At 38.2% G+C, this 25,463-nt stretch carries 26 protein-coding genes and 1 tRNA gene; 15 read left to right on the forward strand and 12 right to left on the reverse strand.

Going from position 1 to position 25,463, the window contains the following annotated elements:
* Positions 1 to 12: 12 nt before the first annotated feature.
* From dnaB to tgt, 6 genes are all read right to left on the reverse strand, one after another.
* Positions 13 to 1,563, reverse strand: coding sequence for a replicative DNA helicase (dnaB, locus tag MS6x_RS03060; RefSeq protein WP_482605296.1), 1,551 nt, complete (start codon positions 1,561 to 1,563; stop codon positions 13 to 15).
* Between the two features lie 167 nt (positions 1,564 to 1,730).
* Entirely contained in the window at positions 1,731 to 2,684 is a 954-nt protein-coding gene (locus MS6x_RS03065; protein ID WP_482605297.1) for an acetyl-CoA carboxylase carboxyltransferase subunit alpha, read from the reverse strand.
* A 64-nt stretch (positions 2,685 to 2,748) separates the two neighbouring features.
* The gene (locus tag MS6x_RS03070; RefSeq protein ID WP_482605298.1) at positions 2,749 to 3,312 is read right to left on the reverse strand and encodes a DMT family transporter; all 564 of its coding nucleotides are present in this window, start codon (positions 3,310 to 3,312) and stop codon (positions 2,749 to 2,751) included.
* Positions 3,279 to 3,635 carry an EamA family transporter gene (locus MS6x_RS03075; protein WP_482605299.1) on the reverse strand — a complete coding sequence of 119 codons (357 nt, stop codon included), beginning with the start codon at positions 3,633 to 3,635 and terminating at the stop codon, positions 3,279 to 3,281. Before MS6x_RS03075 ends, MS6x_RS03070 begins: the two co-directional genes overlap by 34 nt.
* Complete coding sequence (locus MS6x_RS03080) at positions 3,622 to 4,704, reverse strand: LptF/LptG family permease (protein ID WP_482605300.1); 1,083 nt, start codon at positions 4,702 to 4,704, stop codon at positions 3,622 to 3,624. Before MS6x_RS03080 ends, MS6x_RS03075 begins: the two co-directional genes overlap by 14 nt.
* Positions 4,704 to 5,834, reverse strand: coding sequence for a tRNA guanosine(34) transglycosylase Tgt (gene tgt / locus MS6x_RS03085; RefSeq protein WP_482605301.1), 1,131 nt, complete (start codon positions 5,832 to 5,834; stop codon positions 4,704 to 4,706). Before tgt ends, MS6x_RS03080 begins: the two co-directional genes overlap by 1 nt.
* A gap of 235 nt (positions 5,835 to 6,069) precedes the next feature.
* Between tgt and MS6x_RS03090 the strand changes: the two genes are divergently transcribed.
* Positions 6,070 to 6,657 carry a porin family protein gene (locus tag MS6x_RS03090; RefSeq protein ID WP_482605302.1) on the forward strand — a complete coding sequence of 196 codons (588 nt, stop codon included), beginning with the start codon at positions 6,070 to 6,072 and terminating at the stop codon, positions 6,655 to 6,657.
* Between the two features lie 87 nt (positions 6,658 to 6,744).
* Here MS6x_RS03090 and MS6x_RS03095 read toward each other — a convergent pair whose 3' ends face one another.
* On the reverse strand, positions 6,745 to 7,722 hold the full coding sequence (locus MS6x_RS03095; RefSeq protein ID WP_482605303.1) for an FKBP-type peptidyl-prolyl cis-trans isomerase: 978 nt from the start codon (positions 7,720 to 7,722) through the stop codon (positions 6,745 to 6,747).
* A gap of 76 nt (positions 7,723 to 7,798) precedes the next feature.
* Between MS6x_RS03095 and MS6x_RS03100 the strand changes: the two genes are divergently transcribed.
* Together MS6x_RS03100 and MS6x_RS03105 are read left to right on the forward strand one after the other, a co-directional pair.
* The gene (locus MS6x_RS03100) at positions 7,799 to 8,212 is read left to right on the forward strand and encodes an RNA-binding S4 domain-containing protein (RefSeq protein ID WP_482605304.1); all 414 of its coding nucleotides are present in this window, start codon (positions 7,799 to 7,801) and stop codon (positions 8,210 to 8,212) included.
* A 41-nt stretch (positions 8,213 to 8,253) separates the two neighbouring features.
* On the forward strand, positions 8,254 to 8,751 hold the full coding sequence (locus tag MS6x_RS03105; protein WP_482605305.1) for a phosphoribosyltransferase family protein: 498 nt from the start codon (positions 8,254 to 8,256) through the stop codon (positions 8,749 to 8,751).
* Here MS6x_RS03105 and MS6x_RS03110 read toward each other — a convergent pair.
* Positions 8,743 to 9,258, reverse strand: a complete 516-nt coding sequence (locus tag MS6x_RS03110; RefSeq protein ID WP_482605306.1) for a shikimate kinase — start codon at positions 9,256 to 9,258, stop codon at positions 8,743 to 8,745. The two genes, MS6x_RS03105 and MS6x_RS03110, sit on opposite strands and share 9 nt — an antisense overlap.
* A gap of 137 nt (positions 9,259 to 9,395) precedes the next feature.
* On the opposite strand from MS6x_RS03110, the gene MS6x_RS03115 reads away from it, so the two are divergent.
* The 8 genes from MS6x_RS03115 to MS6x_RS03150 all read left to right on the forward strand — a co-directional run bounded on the left by MS6x_RS03115 (position 9,396) and on the right by MS6x_RS03150 (position 16,383).
* Positions 9,396 to 9,471 (forward strand) — tRNA-Lys (locus MS6x_RS03115).
* 670 nt (positions 9,472 to 10,141) lie between these two features.
* The gene (locus tag MS6x_RS03120; protein ID WP_482605307.1) at positions 10,142 to 10,819 is read left to right on the forward strand and encodes a ferredoxin reductase domain-containing protein; all 678 of its coding nucleotides are present in this window, start codon (positions 10,142 to 10,144) and stop codon (positions 10,817 to 10,819) included.
* Positions 10,820 to 10,843: 24 nt separating this feature from the next.
* Positions 10,844 to 11,680: a formate/nitrite transporter family protein gene (locus tag MS6x_RS03125; RefSeq protein WP_482605308.1), complete on the forward strand. Its 837-nt coding sequence runs from the start codon at positions 10,844 to 10,846 to the stop codon at positions 11,678 to 11,680.
* Between the two features lie 152 nt (positions 11,681 to 11,832).
* Positions 11,833 to 13,182 carry a dihydrolipoyl dehydrogenase family protein gene (locus MS6x_RS03130; protein ID WP_482605309.1) on the forward strand — a complete coding sequence of 450 codons (1,350 nt, stop codon included), beginning with the start codon at positions 11,833 to 11,835 and terminating at the stop codon, positions 13,180 to 13,182.
* A gap of 1 nt (position 13,183) precedes the next feature.
* Positions 13,184 to 14,086: a YihY/virulence factor BrkB family protein gene (locus MS6x_RS03135; RefSeq protein WP_482605310.1), complete on the forward strand. Its 903-nt coding sequence runs from the start codon at positions 13,184 to 13,186 to the stop codon at positions 14,084 to 14,086.
* 124 nt (positions 14,087 to 14,210) lie between these two features.
* A complete protein-coding gene (locus MS6x_RS03140; RefSeq protein WP_482605311.1) occupies positions 14,211 to 14,954 on the forward strand; it encodes an SDR family oxidoreductase in 744 nt (247 codons plus the stop codon).
* Positions 14,955 to 15,096: 142 nt separating this feature from the next.
* Entirely contained in the window at positions 15,097 to 15,336 is a 240-nt protein-coding gene (locus MS6x_RS03145) for a DUF7218 family protein (protein ID WP_482605312.1), read from the forward strand.
* A 27-nt stretch (positions 15,337 to 15,363) separates the two neighbouring features.
* Positions 15,364 to 16,383 carry an AI-2E family transporter gene (locus MS6x_RS03150; protein WP_482605313.1) on the forward strand — a complete coding sequence of 340 codons (1,020 nt, stop codon included), beginning with the start codon at positions 15,364 to 15,366 and terminating at the stop codon, positions 16,381 to 16,383.
* Between the two features lie 7 nt (positions 16,384 to 16,390).
* Here MS6x_RS03150 and MS6x_RS03155 read toward each other — a convergent pair whose 3' ends face one another.
* Positions 16,391 to 17,338: a lipid A-modifier LpxR family protein gene (locus MS6x_RS03155; RefSeq protein WP_482605314.1), complete on the reverse strand. Its 948-nt coding sequence runs from the start codon at positions 17,336 to 17,338 to the stop codon at positions 16,391 to 16,393.
* 250 nt (positions 17,339 to 17,588) lie between these two features.
* Here MS6x_RS03155 and MS6x_RS03160 point away from each other — a divergent pair, with 250 nt between their 5' ends.
* The 4 genes from MS6x_RS03160 (at position 17,589) to MS6x_RS03175 (ending at position 19,617) form a co-directional block, all read left to right on the forward strand.
* Complete coding sequence (locus tag MS6x_RS03160; RefSeq protein WP_482605315.1) at positions 17,589 to 18,221, forward strand: NADPH-dependent F420 reductase; 633 nt, start codon at positions 17,589 to 17,591, stop codon at positions 18,219 to 18,221.
* A gap of 6 nt (positions 18,222 to 18,227) precedes the next feature.
* Entirely contained in the window at positions 18,228 to 18,671 is a 444-nt protein-coding gene (locus MS6x_RS03165) for a nucleoside deaminase (protein ID WP_482605316.1), read from the forward strand.
* A 186-nt stretch (positions 18,672 to 18,857) separates the two neighbouring features.
* On the forward strand, positions 18,858 to 19,157 hold the full coding sequence (gene hpf, locus MS6x_RS03170) for a ribosome hibernation-promoting factor, HPF/YfiA family (RefSeq protein ID WP_482605317.1): 300 nt from the start codon (positions 18,858 to 18,860) through the stop codon (positions 19,155 to 19,157).
* 163 nt (positions 19,158 to 19,320) lie between these two features.
* Complete coding sequence (locus MS6x_RS03175; RefSeq protein ID WP_482605318.1) at positions 19,321 to 19,617, forward strand: hypothetical protein; 297 nt, start codon at positions 19,321 to 19,323, stop codon at positions 19,615 to 19,617.
* A 37-nt stretch (positions 19,618 to 19,654) separates the two neighbouring features.
* On the opposite strand, the gene MS6x_RS03180 is transcribed toward MS6x_RS03175, so the two are convergent.
* From MS6x_RS03180 to MS6x_RS03190, 3 genes are all read right to left on the reverse strand, one after another.
* The gene (locus tag MS6x_RS03180) at positions 19,655 to 20,863 is read right to left on the reverse strand and encodes a Pycsar system effector family protein (RefSeq protein WP_482605319.1); all 1,209 of its coding nucleotides are present in this window, start codon (positions 20,861 to 20,863) and stop codon (positions 19,655 to 19,657) included.
* A 248-nt stretch (positions 20,864 to 21,111) separates the two neighbouring features.
* Positions 21,112 to 24,825 carry a ShlB/FhaC/HecB family hemolysin secretion/activation protein gene (locus tag MS6x_RS03185; RefSeq protein ID WP_482605320.1) on the reverse strand — a complete coding sequence of 1,238 codons (3,714 nt, stop codon included), beginning with the start codon at positions 24,823 to 24,825 and terminating at the stop codon, positions 21,112 to 21,114.
* A 448-nt stretch (positions 24,826 to 25,273) separates the two neighbouring features.
* Positions 25,274 to 25,453 (reverse strand): hypothetical protein, encoded by a 180-nt coding sequence (locus tag MS6x_RS03190; RefSeq protein ID WP_482605321.1) that lies wholly within the window; start codon positions 25,451 to 25,453, stop codon positions 25,274 to 25,276.
* Positions 25,454 to 25,463 lie beyond the last annotated feature (10 nt).

Genomic DNA, 25,463 nt, shown 5'->3' on the forward strand with positions numbered 1-25,463 from the left:
TACAGCAAAGTCTTAAAAAGGCACTTCATTGTCCTCGTCAGGATCTAAACCTTGATTCATATTACTGCCAAAAGCTTGATCCGTGGTGGGAAGATTTTTTGTCGCAAAAGGATTTTCGTCGTTCTCATTCATTTTAGACTGGAACTCAAAAGGTGAATCAAAATCGTCTAGATTATCGAACTTACCTAAGTTTCCAATAAATTTCAATCGGATATTTTCCAATCCACCGTTCCTATGCTTAGCAACAATCAATTCCCCCTGTCCCTGAGTTGGACTTCGCTCTTCATCGTCCCACTCATCTATCTTATAATATTCAGGTCTGTATATAAAGGCTACAATATCTGCATCTTGCTCAATGGCCCCAGATTCCCTAAGGTCTGATAGCAATGGTCTCTTACTACCTCCACGCGTTTCTACTGCCCTTGATAGCTGTGATAATGCGATTACCGGAACGTTCAATTCCTTGGCTAAAGCCTTTAGATTACGCGAAATAGTCGAGATTTCCTGTTCCCTATTTCCACCTTTTTGAGAGCCTCCTGCAGTCATCAACTGCAAATAATCGATAACGATCATTTTTATTCCATGCTGTGAAGCGAGACGTCTTGCTTTAGCTCGTAAATCAAAAATAGAAAGTGATGGGGTATCATCGATGAACAAAGGTGCCTTTTCCAAAGCCTTTACCTTTACATTCAGCTGTTCCCATTCGTGCTTTTCTAATTTACCGGTACGCAATTTCTCAGAAGAAAGTCCCGTTTCTGAAGATATTAAACGTGTAATCAATTGTACGGACGACATCTCACAGGAGAAAAATGCGACCGGAATATTATGATTTACCGCCATATTCTTGGCCATGGACAACGTAAGTGCTGTTTTACCCATACCAGGACGGGCCGCAATGATTATTAAATCACTGGGTTGCCAACCCGAGGTCAGTTTATCTACCTTATCAAAACCAGAGGGCACACCACTTAAGCCCTCTTTGTTTGCTATTTCCTCTATTCTTTTCTTAGCCTGTATCACCAAATTCTGCGCGGTTTCGGCAGAGCGCTTTAGATTACCTTGGGTAACATCATATAACTTGGATTCAGCGGCATCCAAAAGGTCAAAAACATCTGTGCTTTCATCGTATGCTTCTTCAATGATTTCATTGGATATCTTTATAAGGCTACGCTGAATGTATTTTTGAAGAATAATACGTGCATGAAATTCGATATGGGCGGAAGAAGCCACCTTTTGAGTGAGTTTAATTAGGTAAAAATCACCTCCAATTGCCTCTAGTTTGCCTGCTTTCTTCAATTGAGAAGAAACCGTTAATAAATCCACTGGTTGCGATTCCTCGAACAAAACGAAGATAGCCTCATATATGAATCGATGTGCATCCTTATAGAATACATCTGGATGTAAAATATCGATTACCTCATCAACACCCTTTTTATCAATCATCATCGCGCCAATCACAACCTCTTCTAAATCAACGGCTTGTGGTGGTATTTTGCCTCTTTCAAGACTAATGATAGTAGATTTGTCAATCTTACGACCAACTAAGGGTTTCGTGTTCTCCATGAGTGCGAAAATATACAATTAACATTTAGCTAACACTGAAATTCCGGTTTAGGATGTTCACAGTTCGCTAACAATTACATGTTAATAAGTTACAATTTTGTGTTGATAACAAAAAAAAACCAGCAATTAAAATTGCTGGATTTTCCTGAGGTTGCGAAAATGGTCTTTTAACCATTAAAAACACCCATCTGTTCGTACTTTTCCATACGTAGTTTTACGAGTTCTTTTGGTGATAACTTTTGAAGTTCGCCAAAATGAGAAGCTATTTTATTCTTTAAAATTTCAAATGTTTTTTCCCTATTGGCATGTGCACCACCAGCAGGTTCCCTAACAATTTCATCTATTAATTTTAATTTTTTCATATCGGTCGCCGTCAACTTTAAAGCGCTCGCAGCAACTTCCTTGTATTCCCAGCTTCTCCATAATATAGAGGAACAAGATTCGGGCGATATAACGGAATACCAAGTGTTTTCCAGCATAAGAACCTTGTCACCTACTCCGATACCTAAGGCACCACCAGATGCACCTTCGCCTATAATTGCAACGATAATCGGCACTTTAAGCCTTGTCATTTCGATAATATTTCGTGCAATCGCCTCTCCCTGTCCACGTTCCTCTGCTTCAATTCCAGGATATGCTCCCGGAGTGTCTACCAAACAGACTACCGGTATTCCAAACTTTTCAGCAGATTTCATAAGTCGCAATGCCTTGCGGTAGCCTTCCGGATTAGCCATACCAAAATTACGGTACTGTCTTGTTTTTGTATTATACCCTTTTTGTTGCCCAATGAACATGAAAGACTGATCACCTATTTTTCCTAAACCCCCAATCATTGCTTTGTCATCCTTTACGGTGCGATCGCCATGTAATTCCAAAAAAGTATCGCCACAGATCGCTTTTATATAATCTAGGGTATACGGCCTATTTGGATGCCTTGAAAGCTGAACTCGCTGCCATGCCGTAAGATTTTTATAAATTTCCTTTCGGGTCTCGGCTAATTTTTTTTCTATCTGTTTGCAGGTTTCGGTAACGTCAACATCACTTTCTTCCCCAATAATCATACACTTGTCCAATTGGTCTTCCAGCTCCTTTATAGGAAGTTCAAAATCCAAATATTCCATAGTTCAAAAAAAGATTTAGTTAGTTGTGGGTTCAAAGATAAAACTTTAATAGCTAATCCTTAGGTCAAGTCTGTTTTTTACTGGCCTTGTGTTTTAAAAAACCGTTCGCAATAACGGTTATCAATATAATAAGGGCACCTAAATAAAATAGTGGATTCATCTGCTCTTCGGACCCAAATATAGCCCATGCCAAAAGAATACCGTAAACAGGTTCTAAATTCGTGGTGAGCATAACGGTATACGGGGTAAGCACCCTCATAATCTTTACGGATGCAATAAAAGCGTAGGACGTACAGATAAGTGCCAAGACGATAAGATACCACCAATCCGATACCGACAACGTAAAAAACTTAGTATTAAAACCACCAGATAAACCTAATAAAAGGGTCAAAAACAACGTTCCGATACCTAATTCATAAAACGATATTACAGAAGGTCTGTTCTCTTTAACCAACTGCGCGTTGATAATAGAAAAAACAGCGACCAAAAAGGCCGAGATCAAAGCGATAAGCATACCCGTACTATAGGTAGACTCTACACGGAAAATAAGATAAAGGCCAAAAATGACCAATAATCCAAATAGCAACTCATAGCCTACCACTTTACGTCTATAAACAAGCGGCTCCAACAAAGCCGTAAAAAAGCTCCCGTAGACATCATCGCCAAGGCTACGGAAACAGTGGATACCTTGATAGCCAAAAAAAAGGTTACCCAATGCAAAGACACTATGATACCGGCCAAAGTGAACCAAAGCAAAGTTTTGATATTAACCCGTAGCTTAAATTTAGACAACCGTATATACAAGAGAATAAAAATAGCGGCCAATCCCATTCGATACCAAACGAGCGGTAGGGAGTCTATAGAAATTAGTTTTCCGAGAATTGCCGTAAAACCATAAATAAAAACTATAAAATGAAGGTGGACGAGATTATGTAACCTATCTTTTTGCATTTTGTAAAAGATAAAACGCCAAGGCGCCAAAGACTACATTAGGTATAATAACGGCCAACATTGGAGAAAATCCCGACTGCTCTGCCAAGGTTCCAAAAACCTTATCAAAAAACACAAATACAAAGGCTACTAAAATACCAAAGGCAAGGTTCACACCCATTCCGCCGCGTCTCTTTACAGAGGAGACCGCAACTGCGATAATAGTAAGAATAAAGGCCGTTAATGGTAAGGCCCATCTCTTATACTTTACCAAAACGTAAGTATTAATATTGGACGCACCCTTTCTTTTTTGACTTTTAATGAACTCGTCCAGTTCATAAAGATTCTTAGTTTCCGCTACATAAGAAACCTGGGTAAGATCGTTTATTCTAAAAGGGAACAAGGTATCCAGTCGTCTTTTGCTTTCAATAAGCGCTGTATCTCCCCTAACGGTTCTCTTATTGTAAGACGTTAATCTATACGTACTGTCCTTATCGACCCATCTTATATTCGCCGCAGCTATTTTAAACTCTAGCTCGTTGTTTTCATCAAAACGTTCAAACGTAAAATTATTCCCCAATTGTCGTGCCGGATCAAAGCTACTGACATAGATAAAATCCCTTTCGTTCAATTGATTAAAAATATTACTAGTAACACGATCTTGCTTTCCTTTCTTAAGGTATTTGAACTTAAATTCATTGAAGCCGAGACTCGCGTTAGGTACAATAAACATGGTCATAAAAAACATTAGTATAGCAATAAGCGATGCTCCAATAAGGTAGGGTCTTAAAAACCTACCATAAGATACTCCAGAGCTTAAAATCGCTACTATTTCTGTGTTGTTTGCAAGCTTTGAAGTAAAGAAGATAACGGATAGAAAAAGAAATATTGGAAAAAGAAGATTGCCAATGTAAATGGTAAAGTTGAGATAATAGACTAAAATTTCATTTAAGGGAGCTTCATTATCAATCATTTTCCCGATTTGCTCCGCCAAGTTCACCATAATACCTATAGGAATGAAGAGCAGCAACATCAAAGCAAATGTGGCCAAATATCGTTTTAATATATATTTATCTAGTATCGAAAGCATTACAGCCTTTTATCCATTTGTTTTACCATCTTATCTTTCCATTCCCTAAAATCGCCTTCCAATATATGCTTTCTGGCCTCACGAACGAGCCAAAGGTAAAAACCTAGGTTATGTATGGTCGCTATTTGTTTTCCAAGGTATTCGTTGGCGGCGAACAAATGACGTAAATATGCTTTACTGTATTCTTTATCTACAAACGTAGTTCCCATTTCATCCAAAACGGAAAAGTCATCTTCCCACTTCTTATTTTTTATATTGATGGTACCATGTGCCGTAAACAACATTCCGTTTCTGGCATTTCTTGTGGGCATAACGCAATCGAACATATCAACCCCTAAAGCTATGTTTTCCAAAATGTTGATTGGCGTTCCTACACCCATCAAATATCTTGGCTTGTCCTCGGGTAAAATTTCGCATACCACCTCGGTCATTGCATATAGTTCTTCTGCTGGCTCACCTACCGATAAACCACCTATTGCATTACCTACTGCGCCGGCATTGGCAATATACTCTGCGGATTGCCTTCTCAAATCCTTGTAAGTTGACCCTTGTACAATAGGAAAAAAAGCTTGTGAATAATCATACTCAAAAGGTACTTTTTCTAAATGGTCCATACATCTGTCCAACCAACGATGTGTCATATGCATCGAACGTTTTGCATAATTGTAGTCGCAGGGATACGGGGTACATTCATCAAAAGCCATGATAATATCGGCTCCAATGACCCGTTGTATTTCCATAACATTCTCTGGAGTAAACATGTGTGTAGAACCGTCTATATGGGATTTAAACTTAACCCCTTCCTCCTTTATCTTCCTATTCGCAGAAAGGGAATAAACTTGATACCCTCCACTATCCGTAAGAATATTTCTATCCCATCCCATGAATTTATGGAGACCACCGGCACTCTTTAAAATCTGTGTCTTTGGCCTTAGAAATAAATGATACGTGTTGCCCAAAATAATGTCAGGGTCAATTTCCTCCCGTAATTCTTTTTGGTGTACGCCCTTTACCGATGCTACGGTACCCACAGGCATAAAAATTGGGGTTTCTATAGTACCGTGATCTGTTTGTATACTTCCTGCACGGGCTTTGCTAAGAGGATCGGTCTTGTGTAAAGTAAATTTCAAAAGCGTATAAATAAGGATACAAATATAATGAACTCACCGTCGCCAAAACTTAATTAAACCTAAATATCTGCAACCGATTAAAAGTAGAGGAATGGCCCAACCAACGCTCCTCTAAACTGTTGTTGATTGCCATAAAACAATAAAGCAGAAGGCTTTGCGTTCTGATGGTATAACGAGAAACGAGCTGTTTGGTACTATTATTGATTACCACTACGTTCATCAAAACTACATGATTATGAAAAAATTATCTTTAATTACAGTAATGCTACTATCCGGATTTTTTGGTTTTGCTCAAACAGGTTCCGGTTTTGGTTTAAAAGGAGGTGTTAACTATGCCGGAAACGGTGACTTCTTTAATTCTGCAGAAAACGCTATAAATTCGCCGGACAGAAATGTGGGCTACCATATTGGTGTTTTTGGCAAACTGGGTAATAAAGTTTATCTGAGACCCGAATTAGTTTATACTAGCACAACCTCTGGATACAACGAAGGAGATTTAAAATTAAATAAATTGGATGTACCGGTTTTGGTGGGACTTAATGTTATTGGCCCTTTAAACTTATTTGCAGGACCTGCTTTCCAGTATATATTAAATAGTAAGTTTGATGGTGTTAGTATTGATACCGTTGAGAATGATTTTACTGTTGGTCTAAATATAGGTGCAGGCGTGAGTTTTGGGAAATTTGGTTTGGATGTGCGGTATGAAAGAGGACTTAATGAGAATGAACTAAATTTTGTAAATAGCAACATAGGTACGTTAAATGGAGATCGTGTAGATACAAGACCTGATCAAATCATCCTGAGCTTATCATTAAAGTTATAGATAGTTTTCTTTCATGGGTTTATCCTTAATTAACAAAGCCCTTGACAAATAATGTCAAGGGCTTTGTTAATTGATAAACTGTCTGTATTAGGAGTCGATATCCAAATGGTCGGAAATTCCGTCCCCATCGGTGTCCTTAAAGGAGAAAAAAGAGCCATCAGGGTTTAGATTAATTTCATCGATAGTAGGGATACCATCATTGTCATCGTCTGCGTCCAGATAATTAGGAATACTTCTTTGTTCATCCGCGCTGTCCGTATTATCATTGTTAAGATTGCCATCACCATCCAAATCTTCCATAAAAGATGGAATTCCGTCATTATCGGAATCAGTGTCCATTTCAAACTGAAATGTATCTACGGTAAACACCAAAGGAGCATAAGGAGGTATTAAATTACTGGTAGGAACGCTAAAATAACCTAGACCAGAGGGCATAAAAATAGCCCCTATACCATAGTCATCATAGGTAAATGTTCCATCGCCGTTTTCAATAGCCTCAGTACCACTTTTAAAAAACCGTAATCCATTCCCAAATCCTCTTACCACTTGAGAAAGGTTAAATTGAACGGGCTGGCTTACACTAGAATCAAACACGGTACCATTTAACAAAGAACCCTCATACCTAACCGCATAATTATCCCCTATCGTCGGAGTTGTCCCACTCCCACCTTGCCTAACCACCAAATAATATAAGTTATGGTTCACAACTTCTCCATCCGTTCTTTGGAATTCTTCGGAATTAACAGAAATCACTTCTGTACCAAACGTTACCCCTGGCAACTGCCCACTATCAAAAATGGAAATTTTGTCTGCATTATCGCCAGCAATAGTGTCGAAACGAACTCTAAAATCAAAATCGGCAGTAGGGCTCTGAAATTCCTCATAGTTATAAAAATGCGTCTTTAAAAAAGCGACTATCTCGGTATCATCGGCATCGACCTCTTCACTTAGCAATCTTGGGGGTACCACCTCAACTTCCGGCGCACCTACGTCGTCATCGTTTCCACAAGACCATAGTGCTGCTGCCAAACATAAGGACCAACAGATATTTTTAACTTTCATCATCTCAATTATTAAGCGCGCAAGATACAATTTTCCCCTATTTTTGCTTCGAACCTTAACAAAGATTTTTTTATCTGTAATGCGCATAGACAAATACTTGTGGAGCACCCGTTACTTTAAAACTAGGAATATTGCTACAAACGCCTGCAAAAAAGGTCAGGTTAAAATAAACGACCACGTTGCAAAACCGGGTAGGGAAGTTTTTCCAATGGATACTATTGTAGTACGCAAAAATCAAATTAATTATCAATTTACAGTACTGGATATACCACCGAGCCGAGTTGGAGCCAAATTGGTGGCTATGTACAGAAAAGATACAACTCCTAAAGAGGCATTTGAGCATAACGAGTTATTAAAGTACTCCAAAGAATATTATAGAAAAAAAGGAGCGGGCAGACCTACTAAAAAAGACCGAAGAGAAATAGAAGACTATTTGGATGAGCCTACATCCGATAAAAATCCTGACGGTTCGGAGGCAGACGATAATGTCTAAGCAAAACAAATGGTATCTTTAAATATTAAAGCAGTAGACTAATGGAACAGCTTATCCTTTCGCACGACCAAATCCAATTTAAGACCAAACGTATCGCCTATCAAATTTATGAAGCAAATGTAGACGAGAAAGAAATCGTTATTGCCGGGATAGATGGAGGTGGATTAAAGTTTGCAAAAAAAATAATCGCTGTGCTCCGTAAGATTACCGATGCAGAAATTACGCTTTGCAAGGTACTCATGGATAAGGGCAATCCTCTAGAAAGTGGGGTAAGTACTTCCATTTCAGCAGATGATTTCAAAAATAAATCGATAGTGTTGGTAGACGATGTACTCAATTCAGGTACAACGCTTATCTACGGTGTGCATCATTTTCTAAAAACACCCTTAAAGCAACTCAAAACAGCTGTTCTTGTTAATCGAAACCACAAGAAATACCCTGTAAAAGCGGATTACAAGGGAATTTCCTTGTCAACTTCTTTGCAAGAACATGTAAACGTATTCTTTGAATCTAAGAACGATCGGGTATTTCTAAACTAAGCTATTCATAATTTCCAAAGCCAACTCCTCCGGGGACCTTCCGTCGCACGATAACGTAGTTCGGGCTTGGTTGTAATAGTAGCTGCGTTCAAACAGATGTTTTCCTATAAATTCGGGTAACTCGTCATCTGCGATTCCACTTATTAAGGGTCTTTGCTCTTTCTCAATAACGAGTCTTCTTATGAGCTCTCCCAGTGAAACCTTTAGGTAAATACTATTATTAGTAGCATTGATTATAGCGTCCATGTTGGCTCCGTAACACGGAGTTCCTCCACCTGTAGACAAAAGAACATTTGCGTTTGAACGTAAAATTTCATTCAAATAAAAGAATTCTTTTTTTCTAAAATACAGTTCCCCCTTATTTAGAAATAGCTGTTTGATCGATTGTCCTTCGGCTTTTTCAATATACGCGTCTAAATCTAAAAATTTAATCTTCAAGTGTTTAGCAACCAACTTACCTATGGTAGTTTTTCCGCTACCCATATACCCAACCAATACAATTTTCACGTCTTTGTTTTGTGTAAAATTCAACTAATTTTAATCGATTTCAAAAAAAAAGAAATTTATCTTAAAAAGCGTTTGGTAAGTAAAGATATCAACTTATATTTGCACCCGCATTCAGGGAACGAATGCACTGAAATTTTGACCTGGTAGCTCAGTTGGTAGAGCATCTCCCTTTTAAGGAGAGGGTCCTGGGTTCGAGCCCCAGCCAGGTCACCATATCGGAGACCATCCGAGAACAAAGCCTTGCTAATCTTATGATTTGCAAGGCTTTTTTAGTTTTGGGATATCCTATTGATTTAATGTGTTTTGTTTTAGTAGTATAGATATGGTAAACATTATTTCAAACCTGTAACATCAGTAGCAGTACTTTCGTATTTTGTCTAAAACACGGTATTATTAATTGCTCAGTTGATTAGACTATCTTCTAATCAACGTTTACAATTTAAGGAGGTAAACTTTGGTAACATCTTCTATATTCCCTATCGTTTATGGATTAATTTGCAGCATGGGCACTAAACAGCCTTTCACTGCATGATTACTAAGATGTTAACAAAATAGCTCTTTTCGAATACCAAAATTGCAATGGATTAGCACCAATTTAACTAGAGCATCATTTTTTATCCAAAACTTAGAAGCATACCTCCTAGAATTATCCTATAATAATTATGTGTTGGCTTCCCTAATTTCAAATGAGTTAACACAAAACTGGTTTGCATTACATTGAACGGCAGAAATAGAACATCTTGTAAGTAATAAAGATTTAAAATTCAATGGATAGTTGCAGAAAATGGCACTTGAGTAAATATTCCGTGTGAACTTTAGATGGACTTTCTTGAGCTTCAGAATTATCAATTCAAAAACTAGAAAAAACAACAAAGCGTAAAATATGGGAAGAAAAACTGTAAAAATTAAATCAATTCAATACCTCAACCATGATGTAATTCAAATAGTCACAGAAAAACCTAAGGAGTATACATTTACTCCAGGACAAGCAACAGATGTAGCGATTCAAACAGCGGAATGGAAGGATGAAAAAAGACCTTTTACATTTACCAGTCTACCTTCGGACGACCATTTGCAGTTTACGATTAAAACATATCCTTCGCACGATGGAGTTACGGAACAATTATCCAAACTTCAAAAGAACGATAAACTAACTGTGGGTGATGTATATGGGGCTATTCAATTTAAAGGAAATGGCATGTTTATTTCTGGTGGTGCAGGAATAACACCATTTATCTCCATTCTGAAATCCTTGGACAAAAAAGGTACACTTGATGGAAATTCGCTGCTATTTGGAAACAAGACAAAAAAAGACATATTTTTAAAAGAAACCTTAAAAAAGCTATTGGACAAAGATTATCTTAATATTTTGTCTAGAGAAAAAACGAAAGAATATCCTCACGGACATATTGACAAAGACTTTTTAAAAGATTTGGTCATAGACGTTTCCAAGTATTACTATGTTTGCGGACCTCCAAAGATGACGGAGTCCGTAATCGAAGACCTTCGCGACTTAGGGGTACAAAAAGACCACATCGTTGCTGAAAACTTTAACAGCTAAACACTAATTATCCATTATAAAGAGATGAGTAATAGCAACAAAGAAAAGGAGATAGAAAAAAAGGTAGATGACTTAAATAAAAACGCCAACAAGCCTAAATCTCAAGAGAAAATTCTTGTCGATCAACTATGTGAAGGCATTGAAACGTATGAACAACATAAGAGTAAAGTGTTCATAGGGGCACTTACCGCCGGATTGGAAATCGGCTTTAGTTACCTTTTAATTGCTATTTTATATACTTTTTTAAAAGGAAAATTCGCCGAAGCCACCATTTTCTACATTGTTGCATTTGCCTACCCTATTGGCTTTATAATCGTTGTTTTAGGGAAATCAATTTTATTTACGGAGCAAACTTCGCTTTTGGCACTACCTGTACTTCATAAAAAACGTACAATACTGGAGTTAGTGAAGCTATGGACTATCGTTATCTTCGGAAACTTGGTAGGCGGTGCTTTTATGGCGGTGTTTATTGTATTAGTTGGTACAGGCATGGGAATTATAAGCTATGATAGCGTATCGGCAATTGCCCTTCATGTGACCAAAGGAAGCGTTGCCGTCATATTCGGAAGCGCCATCATGGCCGGTTGGCTTATGGCATTATTATCTTGGTTGGTTACCTCCTCTTCTTCCACTATGGGGCGCATCTTTGTTATTTACATGATTACGGCTATAGTAGGGTTCGCAGGATTTCATCATAGTATTGTAGGTAATATAGAGGTTTTAGCTGGAGTGCTATTCACCGATTCCATTTCCATTGGAACCTACGCAGCTTTTCAAGCCACAGCGCTATTTGGAAATGCATTTGGCGGTGTATTTTTTGTGGCCTTATTACGATACAGAGCTTTCGCGGCAAATTTTTGATTATCTGGAATGACAACTGAAATTTTACCTTAACAGGTCTATCATACGGTACGCTTTTAACTCGTTTTAAAGAGCCTAGATGGCTATTAGTAGTCATTTATGAACCTTATTGTGTAACATGTTTATGATGATTTAATTGAAATTGATTAGAAATGAAAATAAAGGAATTTGATGTATTTGTTATAGGAAGTGGAAGTGCCGGGCGAACAGTTGCTGAAACTTGTGCGAAAAATGGCCTCAAGGTAGCCATCGCGGATAATAGAGTCTATGGAGGAACCTGTCCTAACAGAGGCTGCGATCCTAAAAAAGTTTTACTAGGTGCTACAGAAGTTTGGAAAACCGCCAATAAGCTCAAAGAAAAAGGCGTTACTACCACCCCAAAACTGGATTGGAAAAGATTACAAAAATTCAAACGAACCTTTACCAAAGCCGTACCTGCGGCTACAGAAAGCAACCTTAAGGATTTGGGTATTCAGCTCTACCATCAAAGCCCCATATTTATTGATGGGAACACGCTTTCTGTCGAAGGCAAAACGGTACGCTCGAATAAAATAGTCATCGCTACTGGGCAAGTACCCCGGGAACTTGATTTTGAAGGTAGCAAGCATCTTAAAACAAGTGATGATTTTCTCAATCTAAAAAAAATACCTAAAAGCATACTTTTTATCGGAGCCGGATACATAGGTATGGAATTAGCACACATGGCGGCCAGAGCAGGTAGTAAGGTAACCCTACTAGAACGTGGAGACAGACCGCTCAAAGCATTCGATTCCGATTTGGTCTCCCACCTAACGAACGTTTCCAAGGATTTGGGCATCCAGTTTATCTTTAATTCAGAAATAAAAAAAATAGAAAAACTGCGTAAAAATCTGAAGGTATATTATAAAGTAGACGGTAAAATAAGAATACAGAAAGTAAGAATGATATTCAATACCGCGGGCCGTATTCCGTCAACAAGTGCACTGAATCTTGAAAAAGGAAATGTTGTATTTTCCGCTAAAGGGATTGAGGTAAATAGTTACCTTCAAAGCACTTCTAATCCCAAGGTATATGCTTGCGGTGATGTATCCGATCATAGTTTGCCCTTAACGCCGCTTTCAGGTATAGAAGGACATACCGTAGCGGAGAATATCCTACATGGGAACAAAAAGAAGATTACGATACCCGTTGTTCCATCAGCAGTATTTACACTGCCCAATCTAGCATCCGTGGGGTTATCCGAAGATGAAGCTAAAAAACGCTATAAAAATGTTACGATTAACTATGAATCCGTTCCCGATTGGTTTAATGCAAGAAGATTGCAAGAACCTGCGTATGCCTATAAAATTATAAGCAACTCCCGAACCAAGGCAATAGTTGGCGCCCATCTTCTTTCGGGAAACGCAGCGGAGACTATCAACCTATTTGCAATGGCCATTACTAGTGGAACTACCACGGAAGATTTAAAGAAAATGATTTTCACCTACCCGTCTTGGTGCAATGATATTAAAAGCATGGTATAAAATGAATACAACCACCACGTCTGAATCCTTCAAAACAAGGCACCTTCCATCCCTTATTGTTGAAACCTATAAGTCTTGGATGGCGGACGAGCCTTTCCGTTTGAGTGCGGTAGTGGCCTACTATGCCGTTATTTCCCTTCCCGCACTTTTGATTATTATTATTAATTTAGTTGGTTCTATCTGGGGATACGAAATAGTACAAGGAGAGTTGACAGCGGAATTCTCATCTGCATTGGGCAAAGATGCAGCTACCTCTATTGAAACAATCATACGCGAAACCAGAGCCTCGGACAAAAATGCAATCTCTACGATTATTGGTATAGGCACCCTACTTTTTGGTGCGACAGGTGTATTCTATCAACTAAAAATATCATTGAACGAAATTTGGAAAATTGTTCCTAATCCAGATGCCAAACTTTGGAAAGTAGTGACAGACCGCGTGCTTAGCTTCGCCTTTATCCTAGTTATCGGATTCCTACTATTAGTTAGCTTTATCGTTACCGCCGCCATTAGTGCGCTAAATAACTACATACGTGAGGCACTTCCAGATATTCTAGTGTATGTTGCGTATTTTCTCGATTTTGTACTTTCTGTGGGTATCATCTCCATCCTATTTGCCCTGATGTTCAGATACCTTCCAGATGCAAAAATTAAGTGGAAAACAGTGTGGATAGGTTCCGTACTAACCGCCATCCTCTTCGTTATTGGCAAATTACTTTTAGGCCTCTATTTTGGGCAAGCAGACCCGGGTTCTACCTATGGCGCAGCAGGAACCATTGTTTTAGTACTTTTATGGGTATCCTATTCTTCCTTGATTCTATTCTTTGGCGCAGAATTTACGTATGTCTACGCCAATAGATATGGCGGAGGTATTGAGCCTACGAAACTCGCTGTTAAGAAATAACCCCATACTGTTCTTCTAGGTTAATTTTTAATTGGATGTCATTAATGATTTTCGAATTAAACCTGCATTTTTGAAAACGATAGAAAATTTCTATCCTAAAGAATTAATAACAAAATAACGAAGTATGGATATAGCAAATAAAGTAGTAATCATTACCGGAGCATCAAGCGGAATTGGAGAGGCAACGGCTCATAAATTAGCCAAAAAAGGTGCAAAAGTTGTCCTAACGGCAAGACGTAAAGAACGCCTGAACGATCTGGCCGAAGACATCAAAAAAAACAACGGAACCGCGCTTGTTGTAACTGGAGATGTAACCCAAAAAGAAGATTTTGAACATTTGGTTAAAAAAACCTTGGCCGAATTTGGAACGATAGATGTTTTAATCAATAATGCCGGGCTTATGCCACTCTCCTACATCAAAAAACTAAAGACAGATGAATGGGAAAAAATGGTCGATGTGAACATCAAAGGGGTATTGAACGGAGTGGCGGCAGTACTTCCTACCATGATTGAAAATAAAAGGGGACACGTAATTAATATCGCATCTAGTGCCGCACATAACTATTTTCCCGGAGGAGCGGTTTATTGTGCAACCAAAGCGGCCGTAAAAATGTTCTCGGAAGGCCTACGGCAAGAATTGGCACCAAAATATGGCATCAACGTAACGTCCATTGAGCCAGGAGCCGTATCTACAGAATTAATGAATACAATTACCGACGAGGATATCAAAGAACAGTTCAAAGAAATGCAAAAGATGACCTTCTTGGAAGCGGAAGATATTGCAGAAGCTATCTATTACGCACTTGCACAGCCTTCACGTGCCAATATCAATGACGTTTTTATTATGCCTACGGAACAACAGCGGTAATAGAAATCTAAAAAATATACTCATGAAAAATAACAAAAGACCCATAGGAAATTATATCATTGCCGGTATTTTATTGGTAATGGTAATTTTCTACCTGGTATAAGTGAATGGTATACTAAGATCGTAAGCCAAAACAAGAACAATGGAAAGAAATCGAATAAAAGACGAAGAGCAATATAAAGCTTTGCGGAATCAGGGCTACAGTAAAGAGAAATCGGCACGAATTGCCAATACCGAAAACTCAGGAAAAAAAGGAGGTGAAGCTTCCAAATACGAAGAACGGACAAAAGACGAGCTGTACCAACAGGCAAAACAAATCGGCATTGAAGGAAGGTCCAAAATGGACAAAAAGGAGCTAATCCAAGCGTTACGCAACCATTAGGACAGTACATCCAACCAAAAATAATTTATGAAATACATTAGTCCGCACATCATACGGCAAATTTTTGTCCTGTTGCTTATTGTACTTATGGGTGTCCTTATTTTTCAAGAGATGTTACCCTATTTAAGTGGAGTTTTGGGAGCAATTACCATTTATGTGATTCTTCGAAAACCTATGGAAGTGTTAGTTGATAAAGGTTGGCGTACCAACTTGGCGGCTATTTTTTTAATGGTATTATCTTTTTTATGCATTATGGTTCCGGTAGTTGGTTTGGGGTTTATGATGGGCAGCAAAATTGAATATGCGGTGGATAATTCACAAAAGGTAATCGATGCCGCCAAATCCCAATTGTCACGGGTGGAAAGCTTACTAAATGTTGACATGGCCTCAAAAATCGATACGGGTGCTATAACTGCTTGGTTATCCGACAATCTTCAAAGCCTTGCCGGAGGAACCTTTGGTATGGTTATTTCTATTATGGTCATGTATTTTCTTCTATATTTTATGCTTATCAACAGACAAAAACTCAAAGAGTCCTTGTTCGAGTACATACCGGTGAAGGAGAAAAATTTAAAGACCATAGGTAAGGAAACAAACGAAAAAGTAAAAGCCAATGCCTTGGGAATTCCCTTAGTAGCCTTAGGTCAAGGGCTGGTTGGGCTTATAGGCTTTTTAATCTTTGGTGTTCCAGACCCTTTTTTTTGGGGCGCCATTGTAACCGTAGGCTCTATGATACCGTTTGTAGGAAGTGCGCTAGGCACCGTTCCCGTATTCCTTTTGGCGCTATCTAATGGAAATACATTTCAAGCTTGGGGAATCCTGATTTATGGTACCGTAGCCATAGGTGCAACGGATAATATTTTTAGATTGTATATTCTAAAGCGATTGGATGATGTACACCCATTGATCACATTGATCGGTGTGTTGGTTGGTGTACCATTATTTGGTTTTATCGGTCTGATTTTTGGCCCGTTGTTGGTCAGCCTTTTCTTAATTGTAGTTCGTATTTATAAAAATGAATATGGACAAGCTAATCAAAAGTTATAGGTTATCCCTATCTGAACCGATATAGTAATCTAAGTGCGCCAAATCTATGTACTTGTGTACGTTCAAACTCTCCAGTTCCGTATTGATATTTGAACAATACTCCAAATCGGTTATACGAAAAGTTAAGTCCCAAATGCATTAGAAAAATCGTGTTATTGATTTCTTTTGAATTTCTATTATTTTCATTGAATATATTGCCTTGAACGGTAGCGTTGTAGGCAGACAGTTTCCAACCCAAACCATATTCCAAGAAGAATTCTGAAGTGTTGGCGGGCGCCAACATTCCGTTTTGGTTTGCGACCGACTCCCCTATTCCATTAAATTTTCCAACTCTTAGGTTAAGCTGTGGTCGTACATAGGTGAAAATATTCCCTACCGATGCATCTACTCGTCCATATGAATCGATCCAACCTAAATTATAAAGTTTATGTGCGTATGCACTTGTGAAATTGACTCCCAATTGATTGGGAATCTGTCCATCCCAATCTACAAATGCATCGTTTGAAATTGTTTCATGAAACCAATTTTGAACACGCCCTGCTTGCGAATCGGGACCAAGAATTCCGGTTTCCACACCCATACGAAAAAATGAGTTCTGAAAGGTATAGGTAGATTCGAACGTAACATAACTCCAACCGGCAAAAGGCCGTTCTATAATAGATTCGTTAGTAGTTGGCTCATCTAAATAATTAGGTGTATACGCTTTTAGACTAACCCCTAATCCATTATAGCTTTTCTTTTTATTTGGGAATAACTTCGATAAAAATGTATCCTTTTCAGGGTTCCATCTTAACGCGGCGTTTATACCATAGGTGTAATTTCTATCCGTAGTAGTGTACGCGATAAACTTATCATTATCTGTACCGAGTTCAACTTCATTGTTAAAATTGGGACCTTGGGCCAACACTAAACACGGTGTCCATAACATCATCCATACTATCTTATTCCTCATCATTATCTTTATTTAAGTCACTAAGGATAGCGAAACAAACCAAAAAAGCTTGGATGGATTACATTAATCTTTAGCCCTATCCAACAGACTAATTCATCATATTCACAGTTACGGAAAGCAGCAATTATTTGTGGAAATGCGTCAATAACCAGAACAACTTAACCGTATTATTGAGTAAAGCTTTGATGGGTAAAATTTTTGCTCACCTGGATGTGTAATACTGCAAGGCAAAACAAAACTAAAAAATCAAAATATGCGAATAGGAATCATAGGAAGTGGAAAAATTGGAGGTAATTTAGGAAAGCATTGGGCAGCGGCTGGGCATGAAGTATTATTCAGTTCCAGACATCCGGAGGAATTGGGCAGTTTGGTTAAAGAAGCAGGTCCCAATACAAGTGCAAAAAGTATAGCAGAAACGTTTGAAGCAAAGTTAGACGTATATCTTTTAGCGATGCCATTTAAAGCTATTGATAAAATATCCGAATTGTATGCAGGGGAATATGCTAATAGTGTAATATTAGATGCAACAAATCCTTATCCCGACCGCGATGGAGACATGGCGCAAGAAGTTCGCGAGGCCAACTATAACGCATCGGAATATACCGCAATGAAATTTAGTACGGCTAAAACGGCAAAAGCTTTTAATACTATAAAAGCCGAATATTTGAGAGACAGGGCTTTTAGAACCCAGGACAAATTGGCCATCCCTTTTGCCGCCCAAGATGAACCAAGTAAAGCAACCGTACAAAATTTAATAGAAGATATTGGTTTCGATGCAGTGTATGTAGGAAATTTGAGTGACACCAAAATTATGGATCCTAACGAGAAACTATACGGAATGTATACCTCTAAATCAGAACTGTTAGAAGCGGTTCATTCAAAATGACACCAAATGAAAGAAAACCATGAATTTTTTATGAAACGAGCCATTGCTTTGGCATTTGAAGGAAAAGCTGGAAACGGCGGCGCTTTTGGCGCTGTAATTACGAAAGACGGAAGTATTGTAGCAGAAGTACATAATACCGTAAAGCAACACCAAGATTGTACGCAGCATGCAGAATTAGCAGCAATCCAAAAAGCTTGTATGGTTCTCAAAAGTAAGGACTTATCCGGTTGCGTACTCTACACAAGTTGTGAACCTTGTATGATGTGCCTCGGGGCCAGTTATTGGGCTGGTTTCAAAAATATTTATTTTGGTGCATCTGCAAATGATGCTAAAGAATACGGGTATATCTATTCCAATATGTTCTACGAGGCAAATAGCAACAAACGCTACGAAGAATTTAATATGATTCAATTACTACGGGATGAGGCAGTAGCGGTTTGGCAGTCATGAATTTTAGATAGTTGACCTATTCCTATTTTGGAAAATATAATAATACCTAAATAGGTTCTGAATGAAAGTTGGTTCATAAAGTTACCAATTAAGAAAATCGAAATTAAAAAATAAGTTTAATAAGATTTCCACGGTTACCGAAGTAAATCTGGCACAATCGCGGGAATAACAAAAAACATAGTTTATATGCAAATTATATACGAATACCATGAAGTAACCGCCAGCGATAGGCTAGAAGACTTTGCGAAAGAAAAGTTGGAGCATTTACATAAGAAATTTGATTTTGTGCACCGCGCAGACGTATTTTTTAAAACTCAAAACCGTAGTGACGATGCAGAACAAATATGCGATATACGCTTGAGTATGCCCGGACCAAGAATTTTTGCGTCAACTAATGCAGAAAATTTTGAATCTGCTATTTCCGAAACCATTCGCGACTTAGAAGATCAATTACGAAAGTATAAAAACAAAGCAGGTATTAGATAAATAAACATGACAACGACAACAATAATAGGGATTACATCAGCCCTCGTAAAATCGAGAAAATATAAATTAATCTTGGTTGGCGCACAGTTTGCCTATTTGGGGTATAAACTGCTGCAAAAAAGAAAAAAAGAACAACAAATAAGTAACTCCTAATAAACTACATATGAAAAAAGAAAAAGATAAGAGCAATCTCTATAATTCAGATATTACACAAGAAGACCTTAATAAGCTAAGAAAAGAAGGTTTAAGCATGGATACCGGTGATGATCGTTTATTACAAAATAGAAAAGAACGTATCGACTTTACAGGAAAGGATTTGGACGTACCCGGAACAAATGCAAGCAATGTGATGCCAAGTGCTGGTATTTCGGATGAAGAAAACACTCTGTATGGACAAGGAGACGAGCGAAAAGAGAATTTGGAAGCCCCAGAACGAGCGAATACAAATAAGAGTTCTTGAAAACTCTTATGGTTCAAAACCTTCAAAAAGCCTTCGTTTACTGAGGTACAACCGTTTCCAATACCCGTTCTGGCCCAAAGTAATGAAAAGCCACACCAAAGGATATTACCGAAAGTATAATCCCGACCATAAATACAGTATAGGTCCAGCGTAATATTCTATATTTTCGTTCTAACACCACGCCTAGATAGTATAAGTCCTTGGTCAAGGAACTATAGATATAGCCTTTATCTTTCAGCATTTCGGCAATCGCACTTTCATAGTTTTTCAATTCCATTTTATGAAAATTCCCAAAGAATAAGAGGTTTACTTTCTTATTGGCAACATCTTCTTTGGTGAACGTTCCACTGGTGACGTTTGGCCGCGTGGCACTAATGGAAAGCACCATGGATACAATACTAAAAACTATAAAAATCAAAGTGGGAATAATCAAATAGTCGTTAGAAGGATTATCCAGCTTGGGTATTAGGTTGGATAAGGCCAAAGAGATAATTATCGCATTTACCGATAGTAGGATATTAGATTTTGTATCGGCAATATCGCTCAATTTAATATGGTTTCGCAACGTTGTACGATACAAGGTCTGAACGCCCCGATCGGCTATCCCATCCTTAAATTCTGCTTTCAGCTTTTCCTTTTTTATAAGCCTGGTTTCTTTTTTTTGGTCTTTGACCAATCGTCTTAGGTTTTTATCCTTGTCTTCCAACCAATTTTCCTTGGCATACTCCGTATAAAAACGATGCTCGCTTCTAAACATTTCGATATTCATTGCGCGCCATTCGCTGGGTGAGTACTTCGCGCTATCTGTTTTAATAAGTTCTTGACGAAGCATTTCTGATATTGATCGAAAGTCCTTTTTGGCCAGATGGCCCGAATCCGCATCCCTAATAATATTTTCAAGTTCCGTAGTCGGTTCATGCGTGCGTTTTGTCGCCAAGATAAGTGTGCATATCTCTTCGATGTCAGTTTTAGACCTGCCTTCCTTCTCTAAAAAAACCCGGCCAAATTCACAACTTTTCTCTTCATGCTTATGGGCCCCATTAATGTAGCCGGTATCATGAAACCAAGCCGCCAAAAGTATGTTTTCCTTTTGTGTATCTGAAAGTTCAACTGCCGCCATAATTTCTTGTACATTGGCTACCACTCGCTCTGTATGCCTAAGGTTATGATACAAATAGTCCGCACCAAGTTGGTCTGATAGGAGATTGGTAACATATTGTTCTGCTTTATGTACTATATTTTCCATTGTTTATTAATTTTAAATAAATAGCCTTCATTTAAGAATTTCAAAAAAACCATCCTGATTTTTTACAAGTAAAATATTTAATTTCAATTTTTGGACAGACTTGTTCATGAGCTGATTCTCTTTATCCCTGTATTTTTTTATTCGGCACAAAGTTTTTCGAAAATAGTTAAGTCCTAAAAACCCATTACCAAAATTTATAACCGCTATTAATACATGCCCGTACCGTGCTAAATAAACTAGTTAGGCTATCAAAACCCAAACCCTAGTCCAAATTGAAACAAATTGCCTTCTACAGAATTAAAATACCCCAAATTAAACGCTAGGTAGTTCCCTGCACTTGCCCAAACACCGATGCCCTGAGAGGTATGCCAGGTATTAGAATCTTCGTTTGGCTGCCAAACCCTCCCATAGTCAAAACCTCCAAAGGCACCCACGGTAACGGGAGCCAAGGCAGTTACGTATCTTTTTATTCTTACCCTTACATCCGAAGACTGGTAAAAATATGATTTTCCAGAAAAACGTTCGTCACGGAAACCGCGCAATCCGTTATCACCACCAATAGACGGGGCATGGTAAAAAAAGTAATCGCGCCCAAAGTTGGTTTTATATTCCGCTTTGGTACTTAATACCAAATTCCCAGAGGGAATCAATTTTTGTATTACCTCTGTGTCAAAAGCAAAATATCCAAAATTATTATTGCGCAATGCTGTGTTGGTTTTATAACCAGCAGTTGCACCAAAGTAGATGCCCTTTGTAGGAAAATCATCGGCATTGTCATTATAGTAATATAGAGAAGTTTCACCACCTACATAGTTTTGGCGTTCAAATATTGGCGTATCAAAATTAGTGGATGTAAAAAAGCGGTTTCCCATTTCTTCCACATCGAAAGATTCGAACAAGCCTTTAAATCGCAACGTATGATAGGCTATCCCAGCACTTAATTTAATCTGTTCCGTACGGGCGCGATAGAAATCCCTACCTACTTCATTTTCTTGGTTTTGACTATTATTTCCAAAACCAAAAAAGTTTTGGGCGTACCGCTGTGAAGATAAGTAGCCATCGACTTCAAAGTTCCATTTGGGTATGATATTGGCAAATATTCCCTGGTAATTTAGCTCGGTTGCCTGAAAATTGAAGAAATACTTCGCATTTAAGGTGTGTTTTTGACGGTATGGATTTCCATTAAAACCGTTATCAATAAATGTATTCTTAACACCTAAGGAAAAACCGTCATCCGTTCTAAAATCAAAGTTCGGAACCAAAATGTTGCGATTGGGCTTAAAGTAGCGCCAATGAAAGGTGTTGGTATTATAGACGTCGGTAAGTTGTTTAGATGGAGTTACGCCTTTAAATTCGCTTTCTTCCTGTTTCCAATCATATACTTTTAATTGCTGCCTATTTTCAATATCAAAATCGTCTTTTCCGTATCCTCCTATAAGACGTATCTTTATTTTTGCTTTGTTATTCCCTAATACCTCAAAATTATCGTTGTCTCCCAATCCGTAAATCCAGAGTTCCTCGGTTTGATCGGCATCAAACGTTCTCTCGTAAAATTTTTCGTTTTTTCTATCAGACAATAATCGTCTCATGACTACCTTGGTTTTTCCATCTGCTAGGCGGATGACCTTAATTTCGTCATCCTTCTCCGAAGCATGCAAAGCAATGCGTTTATTTAGATATGCTCCATACTCCTTAGCATACTTGGGGAGATTTTTTAGACGCTGTTTTAAGCTATTCTTGATATAATTTGCGGTACTGTCTTTTACCTCCTCGGGTAACCGGGAAAAGGCATTATCAATGTCAGACTCCGTCAGATGATTTTGAATGTATTTCGCTTCTTGCTCCCAACCTGTGGCGTCGTAATCCGTAAGAACCGCCCGATCTAATCGACTTCCGTTGTAATTAAGCCATTTGACATTTTCAATCGTTGGGCCATAGGATTGCCATTGCCTTGTAATAGGGATAAACCATTGAATTATATCTACAGCACTACCGTCAAATTTTGGAAAGGCATTGTCCCTATCCCTAGGTACGGGCATAAACTCCTTATCACCTCCCGGCGATTCATATTCCGCCCAACGCCACTGGTCTTGGTGCCTGTCCCAATCTCCCAACAGCATATCAAAAACTCTGGCACGTACAAAACTTTGCTGGTCTACGGAATACGATTCATCGCTTTTAATTTTCTCGAGCATGTCCGTCGTACTTTCAAAATCAGTGATTTTTCCTTTTGTATCAATGGTTCTGCGATACCCTTTATAATTTAGTTGTTCGTCCGACGGACGCTGTTCTATAAAGTAAAGTTCATTTCCAAACTCCTTGTTCAAACCCTGTAGCGTTTGTTGTTTAGGAACGTAAAATAGTTGTGTATTCGCGTGATTTACATCAACAGCCTTGGCCATAGGGTTAATTACCATTTGCATATACGGATGGGCTGTGGTAAAGAAATCAGAGATTAACTTTTCGGGCATTGAACCTACATATTCCTCTTCATTATAGGCGACCCCTTTTACCGTAAAACGCAAGTATTTAAGAGGGTTCTTGCGTAATGAACGCATGGCAAACTCTCGTTGATATTGATCTTGTAAGCGAATAGAATAGGATTGGTGACCGCCTCCTTTTTTCATAAACTCCAAACCTCCATAAAGGGTATCTAAATAAACAACAGGAGCTGTAACCGCCTTATGATAATAATTACGGTAACGCTCTCCCCATAAATATTTAAAAAACTTGGTATGCTCTAAATTCTCCTCAGGACCGTAAACGGAATCAAGAACGGTTTCCGCAACCTCTTTTGGGTAGGAAGCATCGCCCGTACCACTTTCAAATGCTGGTAACACATTAAATGTTTTTGGAGCGTCATCAGCAGTTATAAAAGTAACCTGAGAGGAACCATCTGTAAAATAATCTAGCTGAGCAAAGCCTTTTTTTCCATGTGTGAAATGTCCTTTATAGGGTAAGCTACCACCCACGGTATTTATTTCATCGGTTGTTCGTTTTGTGGCTTTACTGCTGCCCATAGCACCGCTTACTATCTGATGGATGTCACCACCGGAGAGGTATTGTAGACTTTCTTCGTGACCGGAAATCACTGTAATTCGATCAGAAGCCTTAGCCAAAGAACTTACCAAAATACGCAAATAATTATACCTTCTAGAAACTAGGTTGTCCGGTGAAAATGCACCTAAATCATAAATCCCATTTACTAAGGACCCAACAATAGGCAATGGAAGCAAATGGCTTTTAAAGCTTTTATGACCCGCATTTTCCCCATTGCTAAATATAGGATGATGCATAGCAATGATTAGATTTTTACCTTGTGCATCGTTAATATACCCTTCCAACTCCTCTGCAAATCGCATTCGTGTAACAATATTGGTACACTTTTTATTGATTCCCTTTACACGGGACCAGTTAGAAATAAACCATTTGGAATCTATGAGCAGTAAATCCAACGAATCATTAATAACCCTAAATTCCATAGGGCATCCATTTTTAGGTAGCACGTAGTCTTCCTGCGTCTTCACCTCATCCAAATACTCCTCTACCCGCTGAATGGAGTCGATCTGTCTACTTTTCCATTCATTATTTCCCGGCAAAAAAACAACTTCTCCTTTGAACTCCTTTGCTAGCTGTACTTGTTCGTCAATCAGGAATTTATCTTGCTGCCAAGCGCCCTTTTCTTTAGAGATATTATCACCTACTAACAGTAACGTGCTATATTCATTGGCCTTTTTCAATTTCTGATTTAAAAGCTTCTCTACTTCTTTGGAATCCTCACCAGGTTGATTACCGAATCCTCCAGCAATGAAGAATGTATGAGCTACTTTTTTTACGATAGGTTCGCTTATACTGTCCTTTGTATACTGTGCTTTATAGGTTGCGCACCCACTAAACAAAAATAAAAATAGGGCTAGATAACCTATTTTAGAAGTAGTGTTTTGTATTCTATTTTTTATCAAGATTATTTTTTTTTCTGGTTTTTATTTTCAAAAAGGAGTTGGGTATTACCCTAACCTCTTTTTGAAATTTAGTGCTATACCTTCTATTTTTTTACAATTATAGACCCTCCTCAGGTTGTGCCTTCATTCACAATTTCGGAATATCATAAATTTTAATGATACCTACCGTAGTTATTATAACCGCTACAAATTCCACTGTGATTACTGCTGCGTTACCGCCAACAAAAGAAACTGTATCGGTTTGATCCGTTATTAAATCCCTTACACCGTTTTGACCTTTACTTTTAACGATTACCTATTTATTTTCATTGATTCCGAAATCTAAACCATCATCATTCTATTGCATCAAAACCAAATACTTAAATATACTTTTAAAGTTATTTCAAAGACAAGCTTTTAACTACCGTACTTCCTCTTTTTCCTAACCCAAACGCCAATATTATTACCACTACATTTCAGGAAAACCAAAATACACTAGCGACACGATTACCGCAAAAATCAAAAGAACCAAAAACCCAATAACGATATACGTCCCGATTTTGGTTTTTTGATTCTTTTGAAAAATATAGTTCCTTGTAGGCTCCTGTGGCTCTTTCACAAATTTTGTTTGTTCTTCTCCTTGTTTCATTATTCAAATA

This window comes from Maribacter sp. MS6, assembly GCF_056839185.1.

What these genes read in the sequence shown, in the direction of transcription:
- dnaB (WP_482605296.1), bottom strand. Translation starts at nt 1,563, where the DNA reads ATGGAGAACACGAAACCCTTAGTTGGTCGTAAGATTGACAAATCTACT.
- MS6x_RS03065 (WP_482605297.1), bottom strand. Translation starts at nt 2,684, where the DNA reads ATGGAATATTTGGATTTTGAACTTCCTATAAAGGAGCTGGAAGACCAA.
- MS6x_RS03075 (WP_482605299.1), bottom strand. Translation starts at nt 3,635, where the DNA reads ATGCAAAAAGATAGGTTACATAATCTCGTCCACCTTCATTTTATAGTT.
- MS6x_RS03080 (WP_482605300.1), bottom strand. Translation starts at nt 4,704, where the DNA reads ATGCTTTCGATACTAGATAAATATATATTAAAACGATATTTGGCCACA.
- MS6x_RS03090 (WP_482605302.1), top strand. Translation starts at nt 6,070, where the DNA reads ATGAAAAAATTATCTTTAATTACAGTAATGCTACTATCCGGATTTTTT.
- MS6x_RS03095 (WP_482605303.1), bottom strand. Translation starts at nt 7,722, where the DNA reads ATGATGAAAGTTAAAAATATCTGTTGGTCCTTATGTTTGGCAGCAGCA.
- MS6x_RS03100 (WP_482605304.1), top strand. Translation starts at nt 7,799, where the DNA reads ATGCGCATAGACAAATACTTGTGGAGCACCCGTTACTTTAAAACTAGG.
- MS6x_RS03105 (WP_482605305.1), top strand. Translation starts at nt 8,254, where the DNA reads ATGGAACAGCTTATCCTTTCGCACGACCAAATCCAATTTAAGACCAAA.
- MS6x_RS03120 (WP_482605307.1), top strand. Translation starts at nt 10,142, where the DNA reads ATGGGAAGAAAAACTGTAAAAATTAAATCAATTCAATACCTCAACCAT.
- MS6x_RS03125 (WP_482605308.1), top strand. Translation starts at nt 10,844, where the DNA reads ATGAGTAATAGCAACAAAGAAAAGGAGATAGAAAAAAAGGTAGATGAC.
- MS6x_RS03130 (WP_482605309.1), top strand. Translation starts at nt 11,833, where the DNA reads ATGAAAATAAAGGAATTTGATGTATTTGTTATAGGAAGTGGAAGTGCC.
- MS6x_RS03135 (WP_482605310.1), top strand. Translation starts at nt 13,184, where the DNA reads ATGAATACAACCACCACGTCTGAATCCTTCAAAACAAGGCACCTTCCA.
- MS6x_RS03140 (WP_482605311.1), top strand. Translation starts at nt 14,211, where the DNA reads ATGGATATAGCAAATAAAGTAGTAATCATTACCGGAGCATCAAGCGGA.
- MS6x_RS03145 (WP_482605312.1), top strand. Translation starts at nt 15,097, where the DNA reads ATGGAAAGAAATCGAATAAAAGACGAAGAGCAATATAAAGCTTTGCGG.
- MS6x_RS03150 (WP_482605313.1), top strand. Translation starts at nt 15,364, where the DNA reads ATGAAATACATTAGTCCGCACATCATACGGCAAATTTTTGTCCTGTTG.
- MS6x_RS03155 (WP_482605314.1), bottom strand. Translation starts at nt 17,338, where the DNA reads ATGATGAGGAATAAGATAGTATGGATGATGTTATGGACACCGTGTTTA.
- MS6x_RS03160 (WP_482605315.1), top strand. Translation starts at nt 17,589, where the DNA reads ATGCGAATAGGAATCATAGGAAGTGGAAAAATTGGAGGTAATTTAGGA.
- MS6x_RS03165 (WP_482605316.1), top strand. Translation starts at nt 18,228, where the DNA reads ATGAAAGAAAACCATGAATTTTTTATGAAACGAGCCATTGCTTTGGCA.
- hpf (WP_482605317.1), top strand. Translation starts at nt 18,858, where the DNA reads ATGCAAATTATATACGAATACCATGAAGTAACCGCCAGCGATAGGCTA.
- MS6x_RS03175 (WP_482605318.1), top strand. Translation starts at nt 19,321, where the DNA reads ATGAAAAAAGAAAAAGATAAGAGCAATCTCTATAATTCAGATATTACA.
- MS6x_RS03180 (WP_482605319.1), bottom strand. Translation starts at nt 20,863, where the DNA reads ATGGAAAATATAGTACATAAAGCAGAACAATATGTTACCAATCTCCTA.
- MS6x_RS03190 (WP_482605321.1), bottom strand. Translation starts at nt 25,453, where the DNA reads ATGAAACAAGGAGAAGAACAAACAAAATTTGTGAAAGAGCCACAGGAG.